Source organism: Pantoea sp. K16 (assembly GCF_048452805.1).
In the GTDB taxonomy this organism is placed as follows: Bacteria; Pseudomonadota; Gammaproteobacteria; order Enterobacterales; family Enterobacteriaceae; genus Pantoea; species Pantoea agglomerans.
Genome location: NZ_JBLWNV010000018.1, coordinates 79,564 through 94,909 on the forward strand (window position 1 = coordinate 79,564; position 15,346 = coordinate 94,909).

Annotated in this window: 16 protein-coding genes and 1 tRNA gene; 7 read left to right on the plus strand and 10 right to left on the minus strand. The window is 55.7% G+C overall.

Features of this window, described 5'->3' with window-relative positions:
* Positions 1-475 precede the first annotated feature (475 nt).
* Positions 476-2,035, plus strand: coding sequence for a galactarate dehydratase (gene garD, locus ACK13D_RS20340; RefSeq protein ID WP_163851063.1), 1,560 nt, complete (start codon positions 476-478; stop codon positions 2,033-2,035).
* Positions 2,036-2,113: 78 nt separating this feature from the next.
* Here garD and ACK13D_RS20345 read toward each other — a convergent pair whose 3' ends face one another.
* The 4 genes from ACK13D_RS20345 to syd form a co-directional block, all read right to left on the minus strand.
* Positions 2,114-2,560, minus strand: coding sequence for a flavodoxin (locus tag ACK13D_RS20345; protein ID WP_010248594.1), 447 nt, complete (start codon positions 2,558-2,560; stop codon positions 2,114-2,116).
* A 12-nt stretch (positions 2,561-2,572) separates the two neighbouring features.
* Positions 2,573-3,352 carry a tRNA pseudouridine(65) synthase TruC gene (gene truC, locus ACK13D_RS20350; protein ID WP_033772508.1) on the minus strand — a complete coding sequence of 260 codons (780 nt, stop codon included), beginning with the start codon at positions 3,350-3,352 and terminating at the stop codon, positions 2,573-2,575.
* Entirely contained in the window at positions 3,352-3,681 is a 330-nt protein-coding gene (locus ACK13D_RS20355; protein WP_022623807.1) for a YqcC family protein, read from the minus strand. The genes truC and ACK13D_RS20355 overlap by 1 nt, the downstream gene beginning before the upstream one ends.
* A 587-nt stretch (positions 3,682-4,268) precedes the next feature.
* Positions 4,269-4,817, minus strand: coding sequence for a SecY-interacting protein (gene syd, locus ACK13D_RS20360; RefSeq protein WP_010672142.1), 549 nt, complete (start codon positions 4,815-4,817; stop codon positions 4,269-4,271).
* Between the two features lie 62 nt (positions 4,818-4,879).
* Here syd and queF point away from each other — a divergent pair, with 62 nt between their 5' ends.
* The 3 genes from queF to xni all read left to right on the plus strand — a co-directional run bounded on the left by queF (position 4,880) and on the right by xni (position 8,049).
* Positions 4,880-5,725: an NADPH-dependent 7-cyano-7-deazaguanine reductase QueF gene (queF, locus tag ACK13D_RS20365; RefSeq protein WP_022623809.1), complete on the plus strand. Its 846-nt coding sequence runs from the start codon at positions 4,880-4,882 to the stop codon at positions 5,723-5,725.
* 169 nt (positions 5,726-5,894) lie between these two features.
* Positions 5,895-7,259, plus strand: a complete 1,365-nt coding sequence (gene ppnN, locus ACK13D_RS20370) for a nucleotide 5'-monophosphate nucleosidase PpnN (protein ID WP_010672144.1) — start codon at positions 5,895-5,897, stop codon at positions 7,257-7,259.
* 34 nt (positions 7,260-7,293) lie between these two features.
* On the plus strand, positions 7,294-8,049 hold the full coding sequence (xni, locus tag ACK13D_RS20375) for a flap endonuclease Xni (protein ID WP_022623810.1): 756 nt from the start codon (positions 7,294-7,296) through the stop codon (positions 8,047-8,049).
* A 24-nt stretch (positions 8,050-8,073) separates the two neighbouring features.
* Here the strand turns inward: xni and rlmM are convergent, their stop codons facing one another.
* From rlmM to ACK13D_RS20395, 4 genes are all read right to left on the minus strand, one after another.
* Complete coding sequence (gene rlmM, locus ACK13D_RS20380) at positions 8,074-9,174, minus strand: 23S rRNA (cytidine(2498)-2'-O)-methyltransferase RlmM (RefSeq protein WP_010248609.1); 1,101 nt, start codon at positions 9,172-9,174, stop codon at positions 8,074-8,076.
* Entirely contained in the window at positions 9,167-9,562 is a 396-nt protein-coding gene (locus ACK13D_RS20385; RefSeq protein WP_010248611.1) for a DUF423 domain-containing protein, read from the minus strand. Before ACK13D_RS20385 ends, rlmM begins: the two co-directional genes overlap by 8 nt.
* Positions 9,563-9,612: 50 nt before the next feature.
* Positions 9,613-10,530 carry a transcriptional regulator GcvA gene (locus ACK13D_RS20390; protein ID WP_003854641.1) on the minus strand — a complete coding sequence of 306 codons (918 nt, stop codon included), beginning with the start codon at positions 10,528-10,530 and terminating at the stop codon, positions 9,613-9,615.
* Between the two features lie 334 nt (positions 10,531-10,864).
* Complete coding sequence (locus ACK13D_RS20395; RefSeq protein WP_010248613.1) at positions 10,865-11,089, minus strand: YgdI/YgdR family lipoprotein; 225 nt, start codon at positions 11,087-11,089, stop codon at positions 10,865-10,867.
* 209 nt (positions 11,090-11,298) lie between these two features.
* Here ACK13D_RS20395 and csdA point away from each other — a divergent pair, with 209 nt between their 5' ends.
* Positions 11,299-12,507 (plus strand): cysteine desulfurase CsdA, encoded by a 1,209-nt coding sequence (gene csdA / locus ACK13D_RS20400; protein WP_033758705.1) that lies wholly within the window; start codon positions 11,299-11,301, stop codon positions 12,505-12,507.
* A gap of 2 nt (positions 12,508-12,509) precedes the next feature.
* Positions 12,510-12,965 (plus strand): cysteine desulfurase sulfur acceptor subunit CsdE, encoded by a 456-nt coding sequence (gene csdE, locus ACK13D_RS20405; protein WP_010248617.1) that lies wholly within the window; start codon positions 12,510-12,512, stop codon positions 12,963-12,965.
* Here csdE and tcdA read toward each other — a convergent pair.
* Together tcdA and mltA are read right to left on the minus strand one after the other, a co-directional pair.
* Positions 12,944-13,756 (minus strand): tRNA cyclic N6-threonylcarbamoyladenosine(37) synthase TcdA, encoded by an 813-nt coding sequence (tcdA, locus tag ACK13D_RS20410; protein WP_010248618.1) that lies wholly within the window; start codon positions 13,754-13,756, stop codon positions 12,944-12,946. The genes csdE and tcdA overlap by 22 nt on opposite strands.
* A 48-nt stretch (positions 13,757-13,804) precedes the next feature.
* The gene (gene mltA, locus ACK13D_RS20415) at positions 13,805-14,953 is read right to left on the minus strand and encodes a murein transglycosylase A (protein ID WP_010248620.1); all 1,149 of its coding nucleotides are present in this window, start codon (positions 14,951-14,953) and stop codon (positions 13,805-13,807) included.
* A 203-nt stretch (positions 14,954-15,156) separates the two neighbouring features.
* Between mltA and ACK13D_RS20420 the strand changes: the two genes are divergently transcribed.
* A tRNA-Met gene (locus ACK13D_RS20420) sits at positions 15,157-15,233 on the plus strand.
* Positions 15,234-15,346: the final 113 nt, after the last annotated feature.

The window sequence follows — 15,346 nt, forward strand, 5'->3', positions numbered from 1 at the left end:
TGTTTTGGCAAACTTTATTTATCCATCCGGCGTCTGGCAGCCGCGGCCGGTAATAACTCCAGGCAACCTCTTTCGGATGAATAATACGTCGTGACAGATAACCTGACTTTGGCTAACGGAATTCAGTATAAGAACAGGCTGAGGCGATCACATTGGCGCATCGCCCTGGAATAATCGCCTTATTCAAGTGATTGTCTGGCGAATGCACAAAATCCTGCGGTATAGCTCACGAAAGTGGCAAATACCCGTGCAAAATCCGCCCCGGATAACGCTTTCCCACGCTGTTTGTGAGGGTCTTCACTTGCTTTTGGATAATCGACCCAAAACAGCGAGACGAATTGCCTTAATGGTGGTCATTTGCACAATGCGCGACCCGCCCCGCCTCCCTATACTGAAGCTGGCAAACAAGGGTGTGACAGGTCAGATCATTACAGCGTGCCGCACAAGTACGGTACGACAGACGGGAAGGTGAGCGATGAACCCAAAAACAGATGAACAACCGCTCTATATCAAAGTCCATGAGCACGACAATGTGGCGATTGTGGTTAACAGCCTCGGTCTGCCAGCCGGCACGCAGTTTGCGGATGGCCTGACCCTCACTGAGCATGTGCCGCAGGGCCACAAAGTGGCGCTGAGCGCGATTAATCAGGGTGCAGAGATCGTGCGTTATGGCGAAGTCATAGGCTTCGCATTGCGGGATATTGCCCAAGGCAGCTGGATTGATGAATCACTGGTTGCGCTGCCGGAAGCCCCTCCGCTGGAGAGTCTGCCGTTAGCCACTCAGGTTCCGCCTGATTTGCCGCCGCTGGAGGGCTATACCTTTGAAGGTTACCGCAATGCGGATGGCAGCGTAGGCACGCGTAACCTGCTCGGCATCACCACCAGCGTCCACTGCGTGGCCGGTGTGGTGGATCATGTCGTACAGATCATTGAACGGGATTTACTGCCGCGCTATCCGAACGTGGATGGTGTGGTTGCCCTGAACCACCTTTATGGCTGTGGTGTGGCGATCAACGCACCGGCGGCGGTCGTGCCGATTCGCACCATTCATAACCTGGCGCTGAATGCGAATTTCGGCGGCGAAGTGATGATCGTCAGCCTCGGCTGTGAAAAGTTACAGCCAGAGCGTCTGCTGACTGGCACCCCCGACGTGCAGGCGATTTCGCTGGACGAACATGACATCGTGCGTCTGCAGGATGAAAAGCTGGTGGGCTTTGGCGCGATGGTCAATGAGATTCTGCAGGTGGCGGAGCGTCATCTCCAGCGGCTGAATCAGCGCCAGCGCGAAACCTGCTCCGCAGCAGAGCTGATTGTCGGCATGCAGTGTGGTGGCAGCGATGCATTTTCGGGCGTGACGGCAAATCCGGCAGTGGGCTTCGCCTCTGATCTCCTGGTGCGTTGCGGTGCCACCGTGATGTTCTCGGAAGTCACGGAAGTGCGTGATGCGATTCACCTGCTGACGCCGCGGGTGATTAATCAGGAAGTCGGTAAGCGCTTACTGGAGGAGATGGCCTGGTATGATAATTACCTCGACCAGGGCCAGACCGATCGCAGCGCTAACCCGTCGCCGGGCAATAAAAAAGGCGGGCTGGCGAACGTAGTGGAAAAAGCACTTGGCTCGATCGCAAAATCGGGACGCAGCGCCATTGTTGAAGTGCTCTCTCCCGGCCAGCGGCCCACGCGACGCGGATTGATCTACGCAGCGACGCCCGCCAGCGATTTTGTCTGCGGTACGCAGCAGCTGGCATCCGGTATCACCCTGCAGGTGTTTACTACTGGTCGCGGTACGCCTTACGGTCTGGCCGCGATTCCGGTGATCAAGATGGCGACGCGTAATGCGCTGGCAGAGCGCTGGCACGATCTGATGGACATCAATGCCGGGACGATTGCTACCGGTGAAGAGAGTATTGAGCAGGTGGGCTGGCGACTGTTTGAATTGATTCTGGATATCGCCAGTGGCAGGAAGCAGACCTGGTCCGATCGCTGGGGCATTCGTAATCAGCTGGCGGTGTTTAACCCGGCGCCTGTCACCTGACAGTGCACTCAACGGATATCGCCGTGCGCACACTACAGGCTTATCTCTGTTAAGGCAGAGATAAGCCTGGCCTTGCAATCAGAGCTGCGCGCCCCAGGCTTCAACCCACGGCGAGGTAACCGCCTCCGGTTCCGGATTTTCAGTGGCATCAACCAGTAACACCTCACCAACCCGCTGAGCGCCCTGCTCCTGCAGCAGCGCGTCAAAGGTTTTACCCGCGCCACAGAAATGGTCATAGCTGCTGTCACCCAGCGCAATCACGCCATAGCGCAGCGCGGGCTGATGACCGAGCTGATCTTTAATCGCATGGAACAGACCTGAAATCGTGTCGGGAAAATCGCCATGCCCGGTAGTAGAAGTGACAATTAACGCCACGTCGCTGGCATAGTTTTGCCAGTCAGCCAGCGTCGGATCGTCAAACACCGTTACGCTGTGCCCCTGCTGCTGCAGAATGGGCTCTGCTTCTTCCGCGACCAGTAGCGCATTGCCATATACCGTACCTACAAAAATGCCAATCTTTGCCATCTGCTTTCTCCCTTATTCTGAAACGTTATCCTGTCCTGGCGCTGCGTCAAACTCAACCCGCGGCACCTCAGGAATGCGATCCTGCCAGCCAAACTGGTTCATCAGGTTCTGCCAGACGCCATCCAGTCCGGCGCGAAGCAGCAACGGTTCACCGGTCACCGGATGAGTTAATGCCAGGCTGCTGGCGTGCAGCATCAGGCGGTTAGCGCCAAAATGTTCGGCAGCACCCCGGTTCTGACGCAGATCGCCGTGCGCCGAATCGCCAATAATCGGATGACGCAGGTGTGACATATGACGACGCAGCTGATGCTTGCGACCGGTTTTAGGAGCCAGTTCAACCAGGCTATAACGCGAAGTGGGATAACGGCCAATGCCGACCGGCATCTCGACCGTTGCCAGTGACTGATAATCGGTGACCGCGGGCTGTGCGGTGCGCGCTTCCGTGGCGTGTTTATCGGCAATTTTATCCAGCTCTTCCACCAGCGGATAATCGAGCGTCCCGCTGCTCTCCAGCCAGCCGCGAACCACAGCATGGTAGGTTTTCTGCATCTGGTGCTGTTCAAACTGCAGCGAAAGCAGACGTCCGACTTCACTGGAGAGCCCCATCAGCAGTACCCCTGACGTCGGCTTGTCGAGACGATGCGCCGTAAACACATGCTGCCCAATCTGATCACGAACGGTCTGCATCACAAACACCGTTTCATGGCGATCCAGCCAGCTGCGATGAACCAGCCAGCCGCTGGGCTTGTTGACGGCAACCAGCCACTCATCCTGATAGAGTATCTCCAGCATCAGTGGGCAGCATCCGTGATTAACGCATCAAGTTGACGCAGGGTCAGCAACAGCGGTGCAATACCCGGCTGGTCAGGCACCAGAGCCACCTCATAATAGGGGGCCACGGCAAAATTTTGTGGTAACGGATGTCGGGCCGCAATCAGGGCATGCATCCGCGGGACTAACACCCACTGGAGCCACTGCAGCGGCTCCAGCGTATCCAGGCAAAAGGGTTCGCGGCTCTCGAGCGCCCCCTCGGCCGGCGGGGTACTCTGCCAGAGATGATGCTCACGCATCACCGCTTCCAGTTGTTCCAGCCGTTGCGTAATCAATTGTTCAGGCGTCATGCGCCACCTCCGCGAGCAGTCAAAAATGGGCGGCAAGCATATCACTTGTTGGCACAGGCACAAAAAAAGGGAGCACTGTATAAACAGTGCTCCCGGTTCGTTTGCAGCCATCCCGCCACGTTAATGCTCCCTGCTCTTCCATGACAACTTGTCCAGTGCGAACTCCTGTCGCGCATCGTCCTGATGTATCCTTAGCATCCTGGCCCACCACCTCTTCTGAGGGGGTTCTCATTCTCCATCCTGGAGGTGTCCCTTGCTCAATCCTGAGCGATCCTGTTTCATCCTGAAACCTTCCGTGTGCCGTAAGCTCCGTTACGTTCCTGCCTCATGGCTTATCATCATCCTGACGATATCTTTTTCCTGAGCTTCCTGCAGTGCGAAACATTTTGACAGAACTCGTTACGCGCACAAGGTACTCACAGCAGAACTTTACGAAATGTGCGGCGTAAATTCAGATAAACGCCATTAAGTTGATGATTCACAATATTTTTACATCTCAGCCTTCCGGAAGTCTCACCTGTTATATAGCGATCTCTCACAGCACATGTAAGAGATGTCTCACAAGGTCAGGGGCAAATCACTGCAACTCAGATGATAACCGGTTGTAATGACTTAAGAAATATCTCAAGCGTTTCCGCTAATTTCACACGCTGTTTACCGCCGGGCTGCTCCAGAATCACTTCGCCGCTGAGATTAGAAAGCGAGATGATCTCCTGTTCTGACTCGGTGGTGGCGATAAACAGCGTAGGCGACTGTTTAAGGCGGCGCTGCATCACCAGATGCCCGATCAGATTCTCCTGTAAACGCAGGAAATCATCCTCACTCCAGACCTGTAAGAGTGTCAGCTGATTCTCACCAAAACTGGCCTGCATATCGCCGGCAAACTGCGTGGTATAGAAAGCCGTGATCTGCGGCTGGAGCTGGATGTCGATCGCCCGCTCAACCGCATCCAGCGTCTGTGGCAGAGTAAAAGGCTGCGGCTGCCAGACGACCCGCTGATCGCGATCCTCCAGGGCACAGGGCGAAGGTACGCCAAAGAGATCGCTGCTGGCCGGCGCATGCCCGGCCTGCTGAAGCCAGTGCTGGCAGTACCGGGTGGTAAAGTCGCGCAACGCGGCGGCAGTTTGCTGCATCATTCATATTCTCACTTCTGATGGGTTACACTTAGCCACTTTGATTAATTTTGGTGGTAACCGCAATGACTACTCACGAACAGGATCAGGCACTCAGCAACCTGACGCTGGGCAAACCCACAGCCTATCACGATCATTATGACAACAGCTTATTGCAGGCGGTGCCGCGCAGCCTGAATCGTGAACCCCTTGGCCTGTTTCCCGACAGCCTGCCCTTTACCGGCAGTGATATCTGGACCCTGTATGAACTCTCGTGGCTCAACAGCAAAGGTCTGCCACAGGTTGCCGTTGGCGAAGTGGTGCTCGATGCGCAGAGCCGCAACCTTATCGAGTCAAAAAGCTTCAAGCTCTACCTTAACAGTTTCAACCAGACCCGCTTTGCCGACTGGGGCGAGGTTCGTCAGACGCTGGAGCGGGACCTGAGTGCCTGTGCTGAAGGTGAAGCGCGGGTCGCGCTGTTCCGTCTCAATGAAGTGGAAGGTCAGCCCATCGGCCATTTTGAGGGGGTTTGTATTGATGAGCAGGATATCGCCATAGAGGATTACCGCTTCAATGCTGACTATCTGGCCGATGCTGCGGGCAGCGAAATCGTTGAAGAGACGCTGGTCAGCCACCTGCTCAAGTCAAACTGTCTGATTACCAATCAGCCCGACTGGGGCTCCGTGATGATTCGTTATAAAGGCCCGCGTATCGACCGTGAAGCGCTGCTGCGCTATCTGGTCTCATTCCGCCAGCACAACGAATTTCACGAGCAGTGTGTCGAACGCATTTTTAATGATGTGATGCGTTTCTGCCATCCGGAAGCGCTGACGGTGTATGCACGCTACACCCGTCGTGGCGGGCTGGATATCAATCCATGGCGCACTAATGTGCCCTTCTCGCCCGGTTTTTCGCGGCTGGTCCGTCAGTAGTTTGCGAGACTTCTCGCAGGCTGCGTGCACTAAGCGCAGTTCCGCTTGAGCTGTGCGGGCCGACAAGGCTACTCTGGTGATGGCGGCTACCTGCGGGTGGCCGACCAGGGATTTTCGTCACTGCCGTTGCAGTGCCAACACGCACCCAGGCGGGTGTAAAGGAGTTCATTTGATTACCCATATCAGCCCTCTTGGCTCAATGGATCTGCTTTCACAGCTGGAAGTCGATATGCTCAAGCGCACAGCCAGCAGCGACCTCTACCAGCTGTTTCGCAACTGCTCTCTTGCCGTGCTTAACTCCGGCAGCCAGACTGACAGCAGCCAGGAGCTGCTCTCCCGCTTTGAAAATTTCGACATCAATGTGTTGCGCCGTGAGCGCGGCGTCAAACTGGAGCTGATCAATCCACCGGAAGAGGCGTTTGTGGATGGCCGCATCATCCGTTCACTGCAGGCTAACCTGTTTGCGGTGCTGCGTGACATCCTGTTTGTCAGCGGTCAGCTCAACATGCCGGGTCGGTTCACTGCGGCTGAAGAAAATGACTCCGCCACTATCACCAACACCGTGTTTTCCATTCTGCGTAACGCGCGGGCACTGCACATCGGCGAGTATCCCAACACCGTGGTCTGCTGGGGCGGTCACTCGATCAACGCCGTTGAGTACCAGTATTGCCGCAATGTCGGAACTCAGCTTGGACTGCGTGAACTGAACATCTGTACCGGCTGCGGGCCAGGCGTGATGGAAGCGCCAATGAAAGGGGCTGCCGTAGGCCATGCTCAGCAGCGCTATCGTGACAGCCGCTTTATCGGCCTGACCGAACCCTCCATCATTGCAGCTGAACCGCCGAATCCGCTGGTGAATGAGTTGATCATCATGCCGGACATCGAAAAACGTCTGGAAGCTTTTGTGCGCATTGCCCATGGCATCATCATTTTCCCGGGCGGCGTAGGGACCGCAGAAGAGTTGCTCTATCTGCTGGGCATCCTGATGAATCCGCAGAACAGCGATCAGGTATTACCGCTGATCCTGACCGGGCCGGAAGAGAGCGCCGACTACTTCCGCGTGCTGGATGATTTCATCGTTAACACCCTGGGCGAACAGGCGCGTAAGCATTATCAGATCATCATCAACGATGCAGCCGAAGTAGCGCGTCTGATGAAGAAAGCGATGCCGCAGGTAAAAGAGAATCGTCGCGAAACCGGCGATGCTTACAGCTTTAACTGGTCGATTCGCATTGAACCCGATCTGCAGGTGCCGTTCCTGCCAACCCATGAAAACATGGCGAATCTCAATCTCTACACCAATCAGCCACCCGAAAAGCTGGCTGCTGACCTGCGCCGCGCCTTCTCAGGCATCGTAGCCGGTAACGTCAAAGAGATGGGCATCCGCGAAATCCGTGAGAAGGGACGCTACAAACTGCATGGCGACCCCGACATCATGCACCGCATGGATGAGCTGCTACAGGGATTCGTTGCACAGCAACGCATGAAACTGCCAGGCACCGCCTACATTCCCTGCTACGAAATTATCAAATAAACCAGGAGGCAGCCCCCGGGCTGCCCATACTCTCATGGCTCTTCATCTTGTTATTGTTGACGCGTTGAATCTGATTCGCCGTCTGCATGCGGTACAGGGCTCACCCTGTGTCGAAGGCTGCGTGGCCGCGCTGCGCCAGATACTGGGTCACGCCCATCCGACTCATGCGGTGGCGGTATTTGATGGCGAAGCGCGTCATCAGGGCTGGCGTCATCAGCTGCTACCCGATTACAAAAGCGGTCGCCCGCCGATGCCAGACGATTTACAGGCAGAGATGCCGGCATTACAGGAGGCCTTTCGCGCCGCAGGCGTAAGCTGCTGGATAGCGGGCGAGGATGAGGCGGACGATTTAGCGGCGACGCTGGCGGTGAAAATGGCTCAGGCCGGACATCAGGCCACCATTGTTTCAACCGACAAAGGCTACTGTCAGCTGCTGGCACCCGAGATCCGCATCCGCGACTACTTCCAGAAACGCTGGCTTGATCTGCCTTTTATCGAGGCTGAATTTGGTGTGGCGCCCCAGCGGTTACCCGACTACTGGGGATTGTGCGGCATCAGCAGCAGTAAAATTCCGGGCATCACCGGCATCGGTCCGAAAAGCGCGAAACAGCTGCTGACAGAGTTTCACACGCTTGAAGGGATCTATCAGCAACTGGATCAGGTGCCAGCCAGATGGCGGGAGAAGCTCGCTGAGGGTCAGCAGATGGCAGAGATCAGCCGTCAGGTCGCAACCCTGAAGCGGGATCTGGTGTTGCAGGGGAATCTGAATACGCTGCGTTATACCGGCTGAGTGCCCTTGCACTCAGCCCGGCGATTAACGTTCGTCGCGACGACCACCGGCAGCCGCCCAGATTCGGCGCACATGTACCGTCACTTCTTCGCGGTCATGATAAAGCTGGCGGGCGCGAATCTGCACGTTAATGCCATTATCATCAAATCGTTCCTGCATCATGGCCAGATTCTGCGTCACCTCTTCATAGCGCTTTTTCATGGGCAACTTAAGGTTGAAGATCGCTTCACGGCACCAGCCGTTGACCAGCCAGTCGGTCATCAGGTTAGCCACGCGCACCGGCTTCTCCACCATGTCACACACCAGCCAGCTGATGTTGGTGCGTGGCGGACGGAATTTAAAGCCATCCGCTTTCTCGTGCATCACCTGGCCCGTATCCATCAGGCTCGGTGCCATCGGTCCGTTGTCCACCGCATATACCATCATGCTGCGCTGCACCAGCTGATAAGTCCAGCCGCCCGGACAGGCACCGAGATCCACGGCGTACATGCCGCTGGCTAAACGCTCATCCCACTCATCCGCAGGGATAAAGACGTGAAACGCCTCCTCCAGCTTAAGGGTGGAACGGCTTGGCGCATCGGAGGGGAACTTAAGGCGTGGAATACCCATGTAAAACGGCGAGCTGTTTTCCCGGATGGAGTAGCCGACGTAACAGGTGCCCGGTGCGATGAAAAACACATGCACGACCGGGCGCTTCGGGCTCTCATAATTCAACAGGATCTTGCTTTCACGCAGTGCCGAGCGCAGCGGCACGGTGAACTTGCGGCAGAACTTAGTCAGCTCTTTGGCTTCGTTGGTGTCTGGCACTTCAACACGCAGTTCGCCGCCCTTTTCCACTACGCCGGTCAGCATGCCGACAATCGGGGTAATGCGATCTTCCTGCGGCAGGTCACGCAGCATTTCGCCGACGACCAGCATCTGACGGGCAAAAATCAGCTCGTCAAACGGCAACTCACGTGCCAGCCGCTCGGCATCTTCAAACTGATAGCACTCGAACAGCACGTAGCCAGAGTCATCTTTAACCCGTGGAAAGCCGTAGATTTCACGTTCAGCCGCTTTGGCGCTGATTTCCGCCGCACACTCTTTTTCAAAACCGGGGCGACAATAGAGTAAAACTTTATTCATGGCGTTCTGCCTTTCGTTTAAGACGCAGCGCGCCAATCAACATCAATACCCAACCGGCGAGGAAACAGACCCCGCCCACGGGTGTGATAAAAACCCAAAACTTCAGATGTGACAGCGCCAGACAATAGAGGCTGCCACTAAACAGCACGGTGCCGAGCGCCATCAGCGCACTGCTCCAGTAAAACCAGATATTGGCGCGGCGTAACATCGCAGCACCCAGCCCCATCACCGCTAAGGTGTGATAAGCCTGATATTCCAGCCCGGTATGAATCCAGGCCATTTCAGCCGCACCAAGCGACTGACTCAAAACGTGGGCACCAAATGCGCCAAAAGCCACCAGCAGAAATCCGCTGATAGCCGAAAAAACAAACATGGCACGACTGGACATTAACCGATCCTCAGAGTCCTTTTGCATCTGAATGCAAATAAATCAATATGTTATTGTTGATAGCGAAAGCGGAATTTTTCTTGTTCGGTTGCAGCTTTTTCCAGGATCCACTGTCGGAAGGCGGCTATTTTACCCAGTTCTGCCTGACTGTCATGACAAACCAGATAAAAAGCGTTTTTACTGACTAATACATCATTAAACGGGCAGATTAATCGCCCGGCTTCTATTTCGCTCTGCGCCATGACGTTATTCGCCAGCGCCACGCCCTGACCATGAATCGCCGCCTGCAACACCATGGCGCTGTGGCTGAAGATTGGCCCCTGCTGCACATTGATATGCTGCAGGCCCAGTTGCCGGATATAAGATTGCCAGTCCCGGCGGGAGGCATCATGCAGCAGAGTAAAACGCGACAGATCCATCGGTGTTTTTAGCGGATTATCCCCGGTCATCAGCGACGGTGAACAGACCGGCAGCAGATATTCGGCGTAGAGTTTTTCAACCCGCAGGCCGGGCCAGTTACCCCGGCCGTAAAAAATCGCCACGTCGACATCGTCGGCCAGTTTCTCTTCGTCGCGGTCAACCGCCTGGATACGCACGTCGATTCCCGGATAAGCCATATTAAAGCTGGAGAGGCGGGGAACCAGCCACTGAATGGCAAAGCTCGGCAGTAAACTAACGGTCAGCGCACCCTTGGCACTGCGCGCCTGCAGTTTGCGGGTCGCTTCGTTGATTGCCGAGAAAATCTCTTTGATATCGAGATAGTAGCTTTGTCCTTCTTCGGTCAGTAATAGCGAACGATTCCTCCGGCGAAATAGCTTTAACCCCAGAAAATCTTCCAGAGATTTAATCTGATGGCTTACAGCAGCCTGGGTGACAAACAGCTCTTCTGCGGCTTTGGTAAAGCTTAAATGGCGTGCAGCTGCATCAAAAACACGCAGTGCGTTGAGAGGAGGAAGGCGTTTCGACATGGTTTTCCGTATCCGGATCGGCAAAAAATACGCTGGCTTATACAAAGCGTTTACGTATTAGAATTTTTAATCCGAGGCATTATAATTTGTCCGTTGAGGAACCTCCAGCAAATACCTATAGTTGCCGCACTTCCTGAGCCGGAACGAAAAGTTTTTAGATTTGTGAGTGAGTTCGCAGATTTTCTGAAAGCTTTTGGCTTGTGGTCGTGATGTTGTGTTTGCAATTTTTGATCCGACGATTGCGGATCGAACTCTTAATTCCTGTAGATTTACCCTGTCTGTCCATAGTGATTTTTAAATAGCACCGCAAATTGCGGTGCTTTTTTTTTGCTGCTTAGTTGCCAGACTCTACCATCTCTTTGACATCAGAGCGGTTGATTTGCTGCTCGTTGCCATTCGCATCTTTATAGCTGATCATGCCGGTATCGTTATCGACTTTAGGCTTGCCGGCAGCCACAATGGTGCGACCATCATTGGTATGCATCACGTAATTGCTTGAACAGGCACTCAGGGTAAAAGCCAGGGTACACACGGCCAGTACTGCGGTTAATTTTTTCATCTGCTGTCTCCTTGTAGATTGATTGCATCAAACCACCCGCGTTACGCTAACCAGAGGCAGCCGATAAGTGAGATCGACTAGTAAACGTCCGATCGTTATGCGGGTTTGGTTCAAACCTTGCAATATTCAGCATAACGCGCTTTTCCAGCTTTGCCAGACGCAGACCATTCTTTCAGTGTGGTCCTAATTTTTCTTATCATGGACCAGGCATGACCGCATTTAATCCCACCGCATTTCGCCAGCAGTTTCCCGCACTCGCCGACGCAGGCGTTTATCTCGACAGCGCAGCGACCACGCTGAAGCCGCAGGCCGTCATTGACAGCACGCAGCAGTTTTACAGCCTCAGCGCGGGTACAGTCCATCGCAGCCAGTTTGCCGCCGCCCAGGCCTTAACCCATCGCTATGAGCAGGCGCGCAACCAGGTTGCCCGCTGGCTTAACGCCGCTGACGATCGTGAGATTGTCTGGACGCGCGGTACCACCGAAGCGATAAACCTGGTGGCGAACAGCTGGCTGCGCCCGCGCTTACAGCCTGGTGATGAGATTGTGGTCAGCGAGGCAGAACACCACGCCAACCTGGTGCCCTGGCTGATGGCTGCGCAGGCGTGCGGTGCCCGCGTCGTAAAATGGCCGTTAGGCGCGGATCGCCTGCCGGATATCAGCCAGCTGCCCGCCCTGCTCAACAGCCGTACCCGCCTGCTGGCGGTCGGACAGATGTCGAACGTCACCGGCGGATGTCCCGCACTCGCTCAGGCGATCCCGCTCGCTCACGCCGTGGGCGCGAAAGTGATGGTCGATGGCGCACAGGGCGTGGTGCATTGTCCGCCTGACGTACAGGCGCTGGATATCGACTTTTACGCCTTTTCCGGACATAAGATTTACGGCCCGATGGGCATTGGCGCGTTATATGGCAAAGCGGAACTGCTGGAGGCGATGGAGCCCTGGCAGGGCGGCGGTAAGATGATAACGGATGTCGATTTCAGCGGATTCACGCCGCAGCCGGTGCCGTGGCGTTTTGAGGCTGGCACCCCGAATGTGGCGGGCGTGGTGGGCCTGAGTGCAGCACTGAGCTGGCTGGCGCAGTACGATCTGCCCGAAGCGGAGCGCTGGAGTCAGCATCTTGCGACGCTGGCGGAAGAGCAGCTGGCGGAATTACCCGGTTTCCGCAGCTTCCGCTGTTCAAATGCCAGCCTGCTGGCATTTGAATTCGCTGGCCTGCATCACAGCGATCTGGTGACGCTGCTGGCTGAGCAGGGAATCGCCCTGCGCGCTGGCCAGCACTGCGCGCAGCCGTTGCTGGCGGCGCTGGGCGTCAGCGGCACGCTGCGGGCCTCTTTTGCACCCTATAATAATCTGCAGGATGTTGATGCGCTGGTGCGCGCCATGAAGAGCGCCATCTCGCTGTTATCGGAGTTTTGATTATGCATTCATCGCCGTTAGCGCCGCACCCGTTTGGCGAAGAGATTACCGTTGCCAGCCTGAAAGAGAGCTTTGGCCGCTTTCATCAGTGGGAAGATCGTTATCGTCAGCTGATCCAGCTGAGCCGCCAGTTGCCTGCCTTACCCGGGGAACTGAAAACAGCGGAAATTGAACTGAGCGGTTGTGAAAATCGGGTCTGGCTGGGCAGCCAGTTACGTGAAGATGGCACGCTGCATTTCTATGGTGACAGTGAAGGACGTATTGTGCGCGGCCTGCTGGCCGTGCTGCTGACCGCCGTCGAGGGCCAGACGCCGCAACAGCTGCTGGCAATGGATCCCTTAAAACTGTTTGATGAACTGGGCCTGCGCGCCCAGCTCAGTGCCTCCCGCAGCAGCGGCCTGCAGGCGCTGGCCGCCGCAGTGGAGCACGCCGCGCGTCAGGCGCTGACGGCGTCCTGACGGGCAGCACGCGCCAGAAACTTCTTCAGCGCATGCGAGACGGCAACAAAGCCGAAGGTGGCGGTTACCATGGTGGCCGCGCCAAAGCCGGAGGTGCAATCCATTCTCTTCGGCCCCTCCGCTGTGCTGCGTGAAGCACAGACGCTGCCATCAGCCTGCGGATAGACCAGCGCTTCGGTAGAAAAGACGCAGTCGATGCCAAGTTTGCCCTTGCTGTTTTTCACCACGCCCAGGCTTTTCAGTCGTTCGCGCAGCTTTGCCGCCAGCGGATCCTGGATGGTTTTCGCCAGATCGGCGACCTGGATCTGAGTGGGATCGATCTGCCCACCCGCGCCACCGGTGGTGATCAGCGGGATCTTATTCCGGCGGCACCAGGCGATCAGCGCCGCTTTCGGTCGCACGCTGTCGATAGCATCGATCACATAGTCGAAACCGGCTGCCATCAGTTCGGCGGTGTTCTCTGGCGTAATAAAGTCATCAATGCAGATCACTTCACAGTCAGGATTAATCGCACGCAGCCGTTCTGCCATCACTTCCGTTTTGGCTTTGCCGACGTTGCCCTGCAGCGCATGAAGCTGTCGGTTGGTGTTGGTGATACAGACATCATCCATATCAATCAGGGTGATTTTACCAATTCCGGTGCGCACCAGCGCTTCCGCCGCCCAGGATCCGACACCGCCAATCCCGATGACGCAGAAGTGTGCGTCAGCAAAACGTTGCAGCGCATCCTGGCCATAGAGACGCGCCGTGCCGCCAAAGCGCTGATGCCAGGCGTCATTTAACACTTTCATAGTTGAACCTGTTACGTCGTGCGGGCCCGAAGGCCCGCAGAGAAGAAATTAGTTAGCGCCGAGAAGCAGTGAACCATTATTACCGTTTTGCGGGCTGGAGAACAGCGGTTGTCCGGCACCCGGCGCGGCTTTAATTACCCAGACGCGTCCGTAGTGATTATAGAAGCCCGCCAGATGCGCAGCGTCGGGGCCGATACCCTGATAGATATCAAAGTGCTGGCCTTTAATCGCGCCACCCACGTCGAGTGCCACCATCAGGCGCATCTCATATTTGCCGTTGAATTTGCCCTTCTCATTTAACTGCGGCACTTCAGCCAGCAGTACGGTGCCCGCCGGAATAATTGAGCGGTCAGACGCAACGGAGGCTTTCGCCACCAGCGGAACTGCGCTGGCACCGCGCACCGGCGTAAACGGCTCAGCCTTAAAGAAGACAAATGATGGGTTGGTTTCCAGCAGCGCACGGACCTCCTGCGGTGAGTGCTCCTGCGCCCACTGACGAATCGCCTGCATCGACATATCTTCGCGCTTCACTTCACCGCGATCGATCAGCTCTTTGCCAATGCTGTGATAACCCCAGCCATTTTTACCGGCGTAACCAAAGAAGGTCATCGGGCGGCCATCGCCAAAGTCGACATAACCACTGCCCTGCACATCCATCATGAAGTTATCAATCAGGGAATTGCTGTAGGCGATGATGTAGCGGTCATCGAGTCCGCCACTATAGATAGAGGCGCGGCTCGGTAATTTTTCTCCGCGTTTGCGCGGTGGCATGCGGTAGATGGGATACTGGAATTCACCCTGACGGGTATAACGCGCTTCCACTACCGGCGTGTAGTAACCGGTGAACTGCACGTTACCGTAGTTATCCGTTCCCTCCATCTGCCAGGCGTTAAGCCCATACTGACGAAGCTGTCGGGTATCGGCACCCGCCATCAGCCAGCTCTCAATCGCACTATAGGTGCCGTTCTGACGGCTATACAGGGCGGATGAGGCGGACTGAATCTGACGAACCTGCTCGCCAAAGTCTCTGCCATTAACCGGTGCGCCTTTGGCATTGGGCTGATTCACCAGCGCCAGCGGTTGTTCCAGTTTGCCATCTTTATATTGCTGACCGCGATCGGTCGGTTTGGAGCTACAGGCCGCCAGCAGCGTTATTAACGCGCCAGTGAGTGCATACTTCACCCAATGTGATTTCATTATCTTCTCTTTTTATAACTGTTCGCCCCGCGACGATAGCAAAGCCCCCGACAGAATGAAATGCATCCGCTCAGACGTCACGCATATCAGTTTAATAATTAACCAGATGGTTGAATCCTTCAGCAACTGGCTGTTAATTTGGCTTTTATCTGCAAAAAGGGGTTGCATGAATTAGCGCGGAGAGTATAGTGCGCTTCCACGGACGCGGGGTGGAGCAGCCTGGTAGCTCGTCGGGCTCATAACCCGAAGGTCGTCGGTTCAAATCCGGCCCCCGCAACCAATACTTCTGCAGCAGTTTTACAGAAGTCACAATGTGAGAAGTAAAAGTAATAGAAGCAATACGGACGCGGGGTGGAGCAGCCTGGTAGCTCGTCGGGCTCATAACCCGAAGGT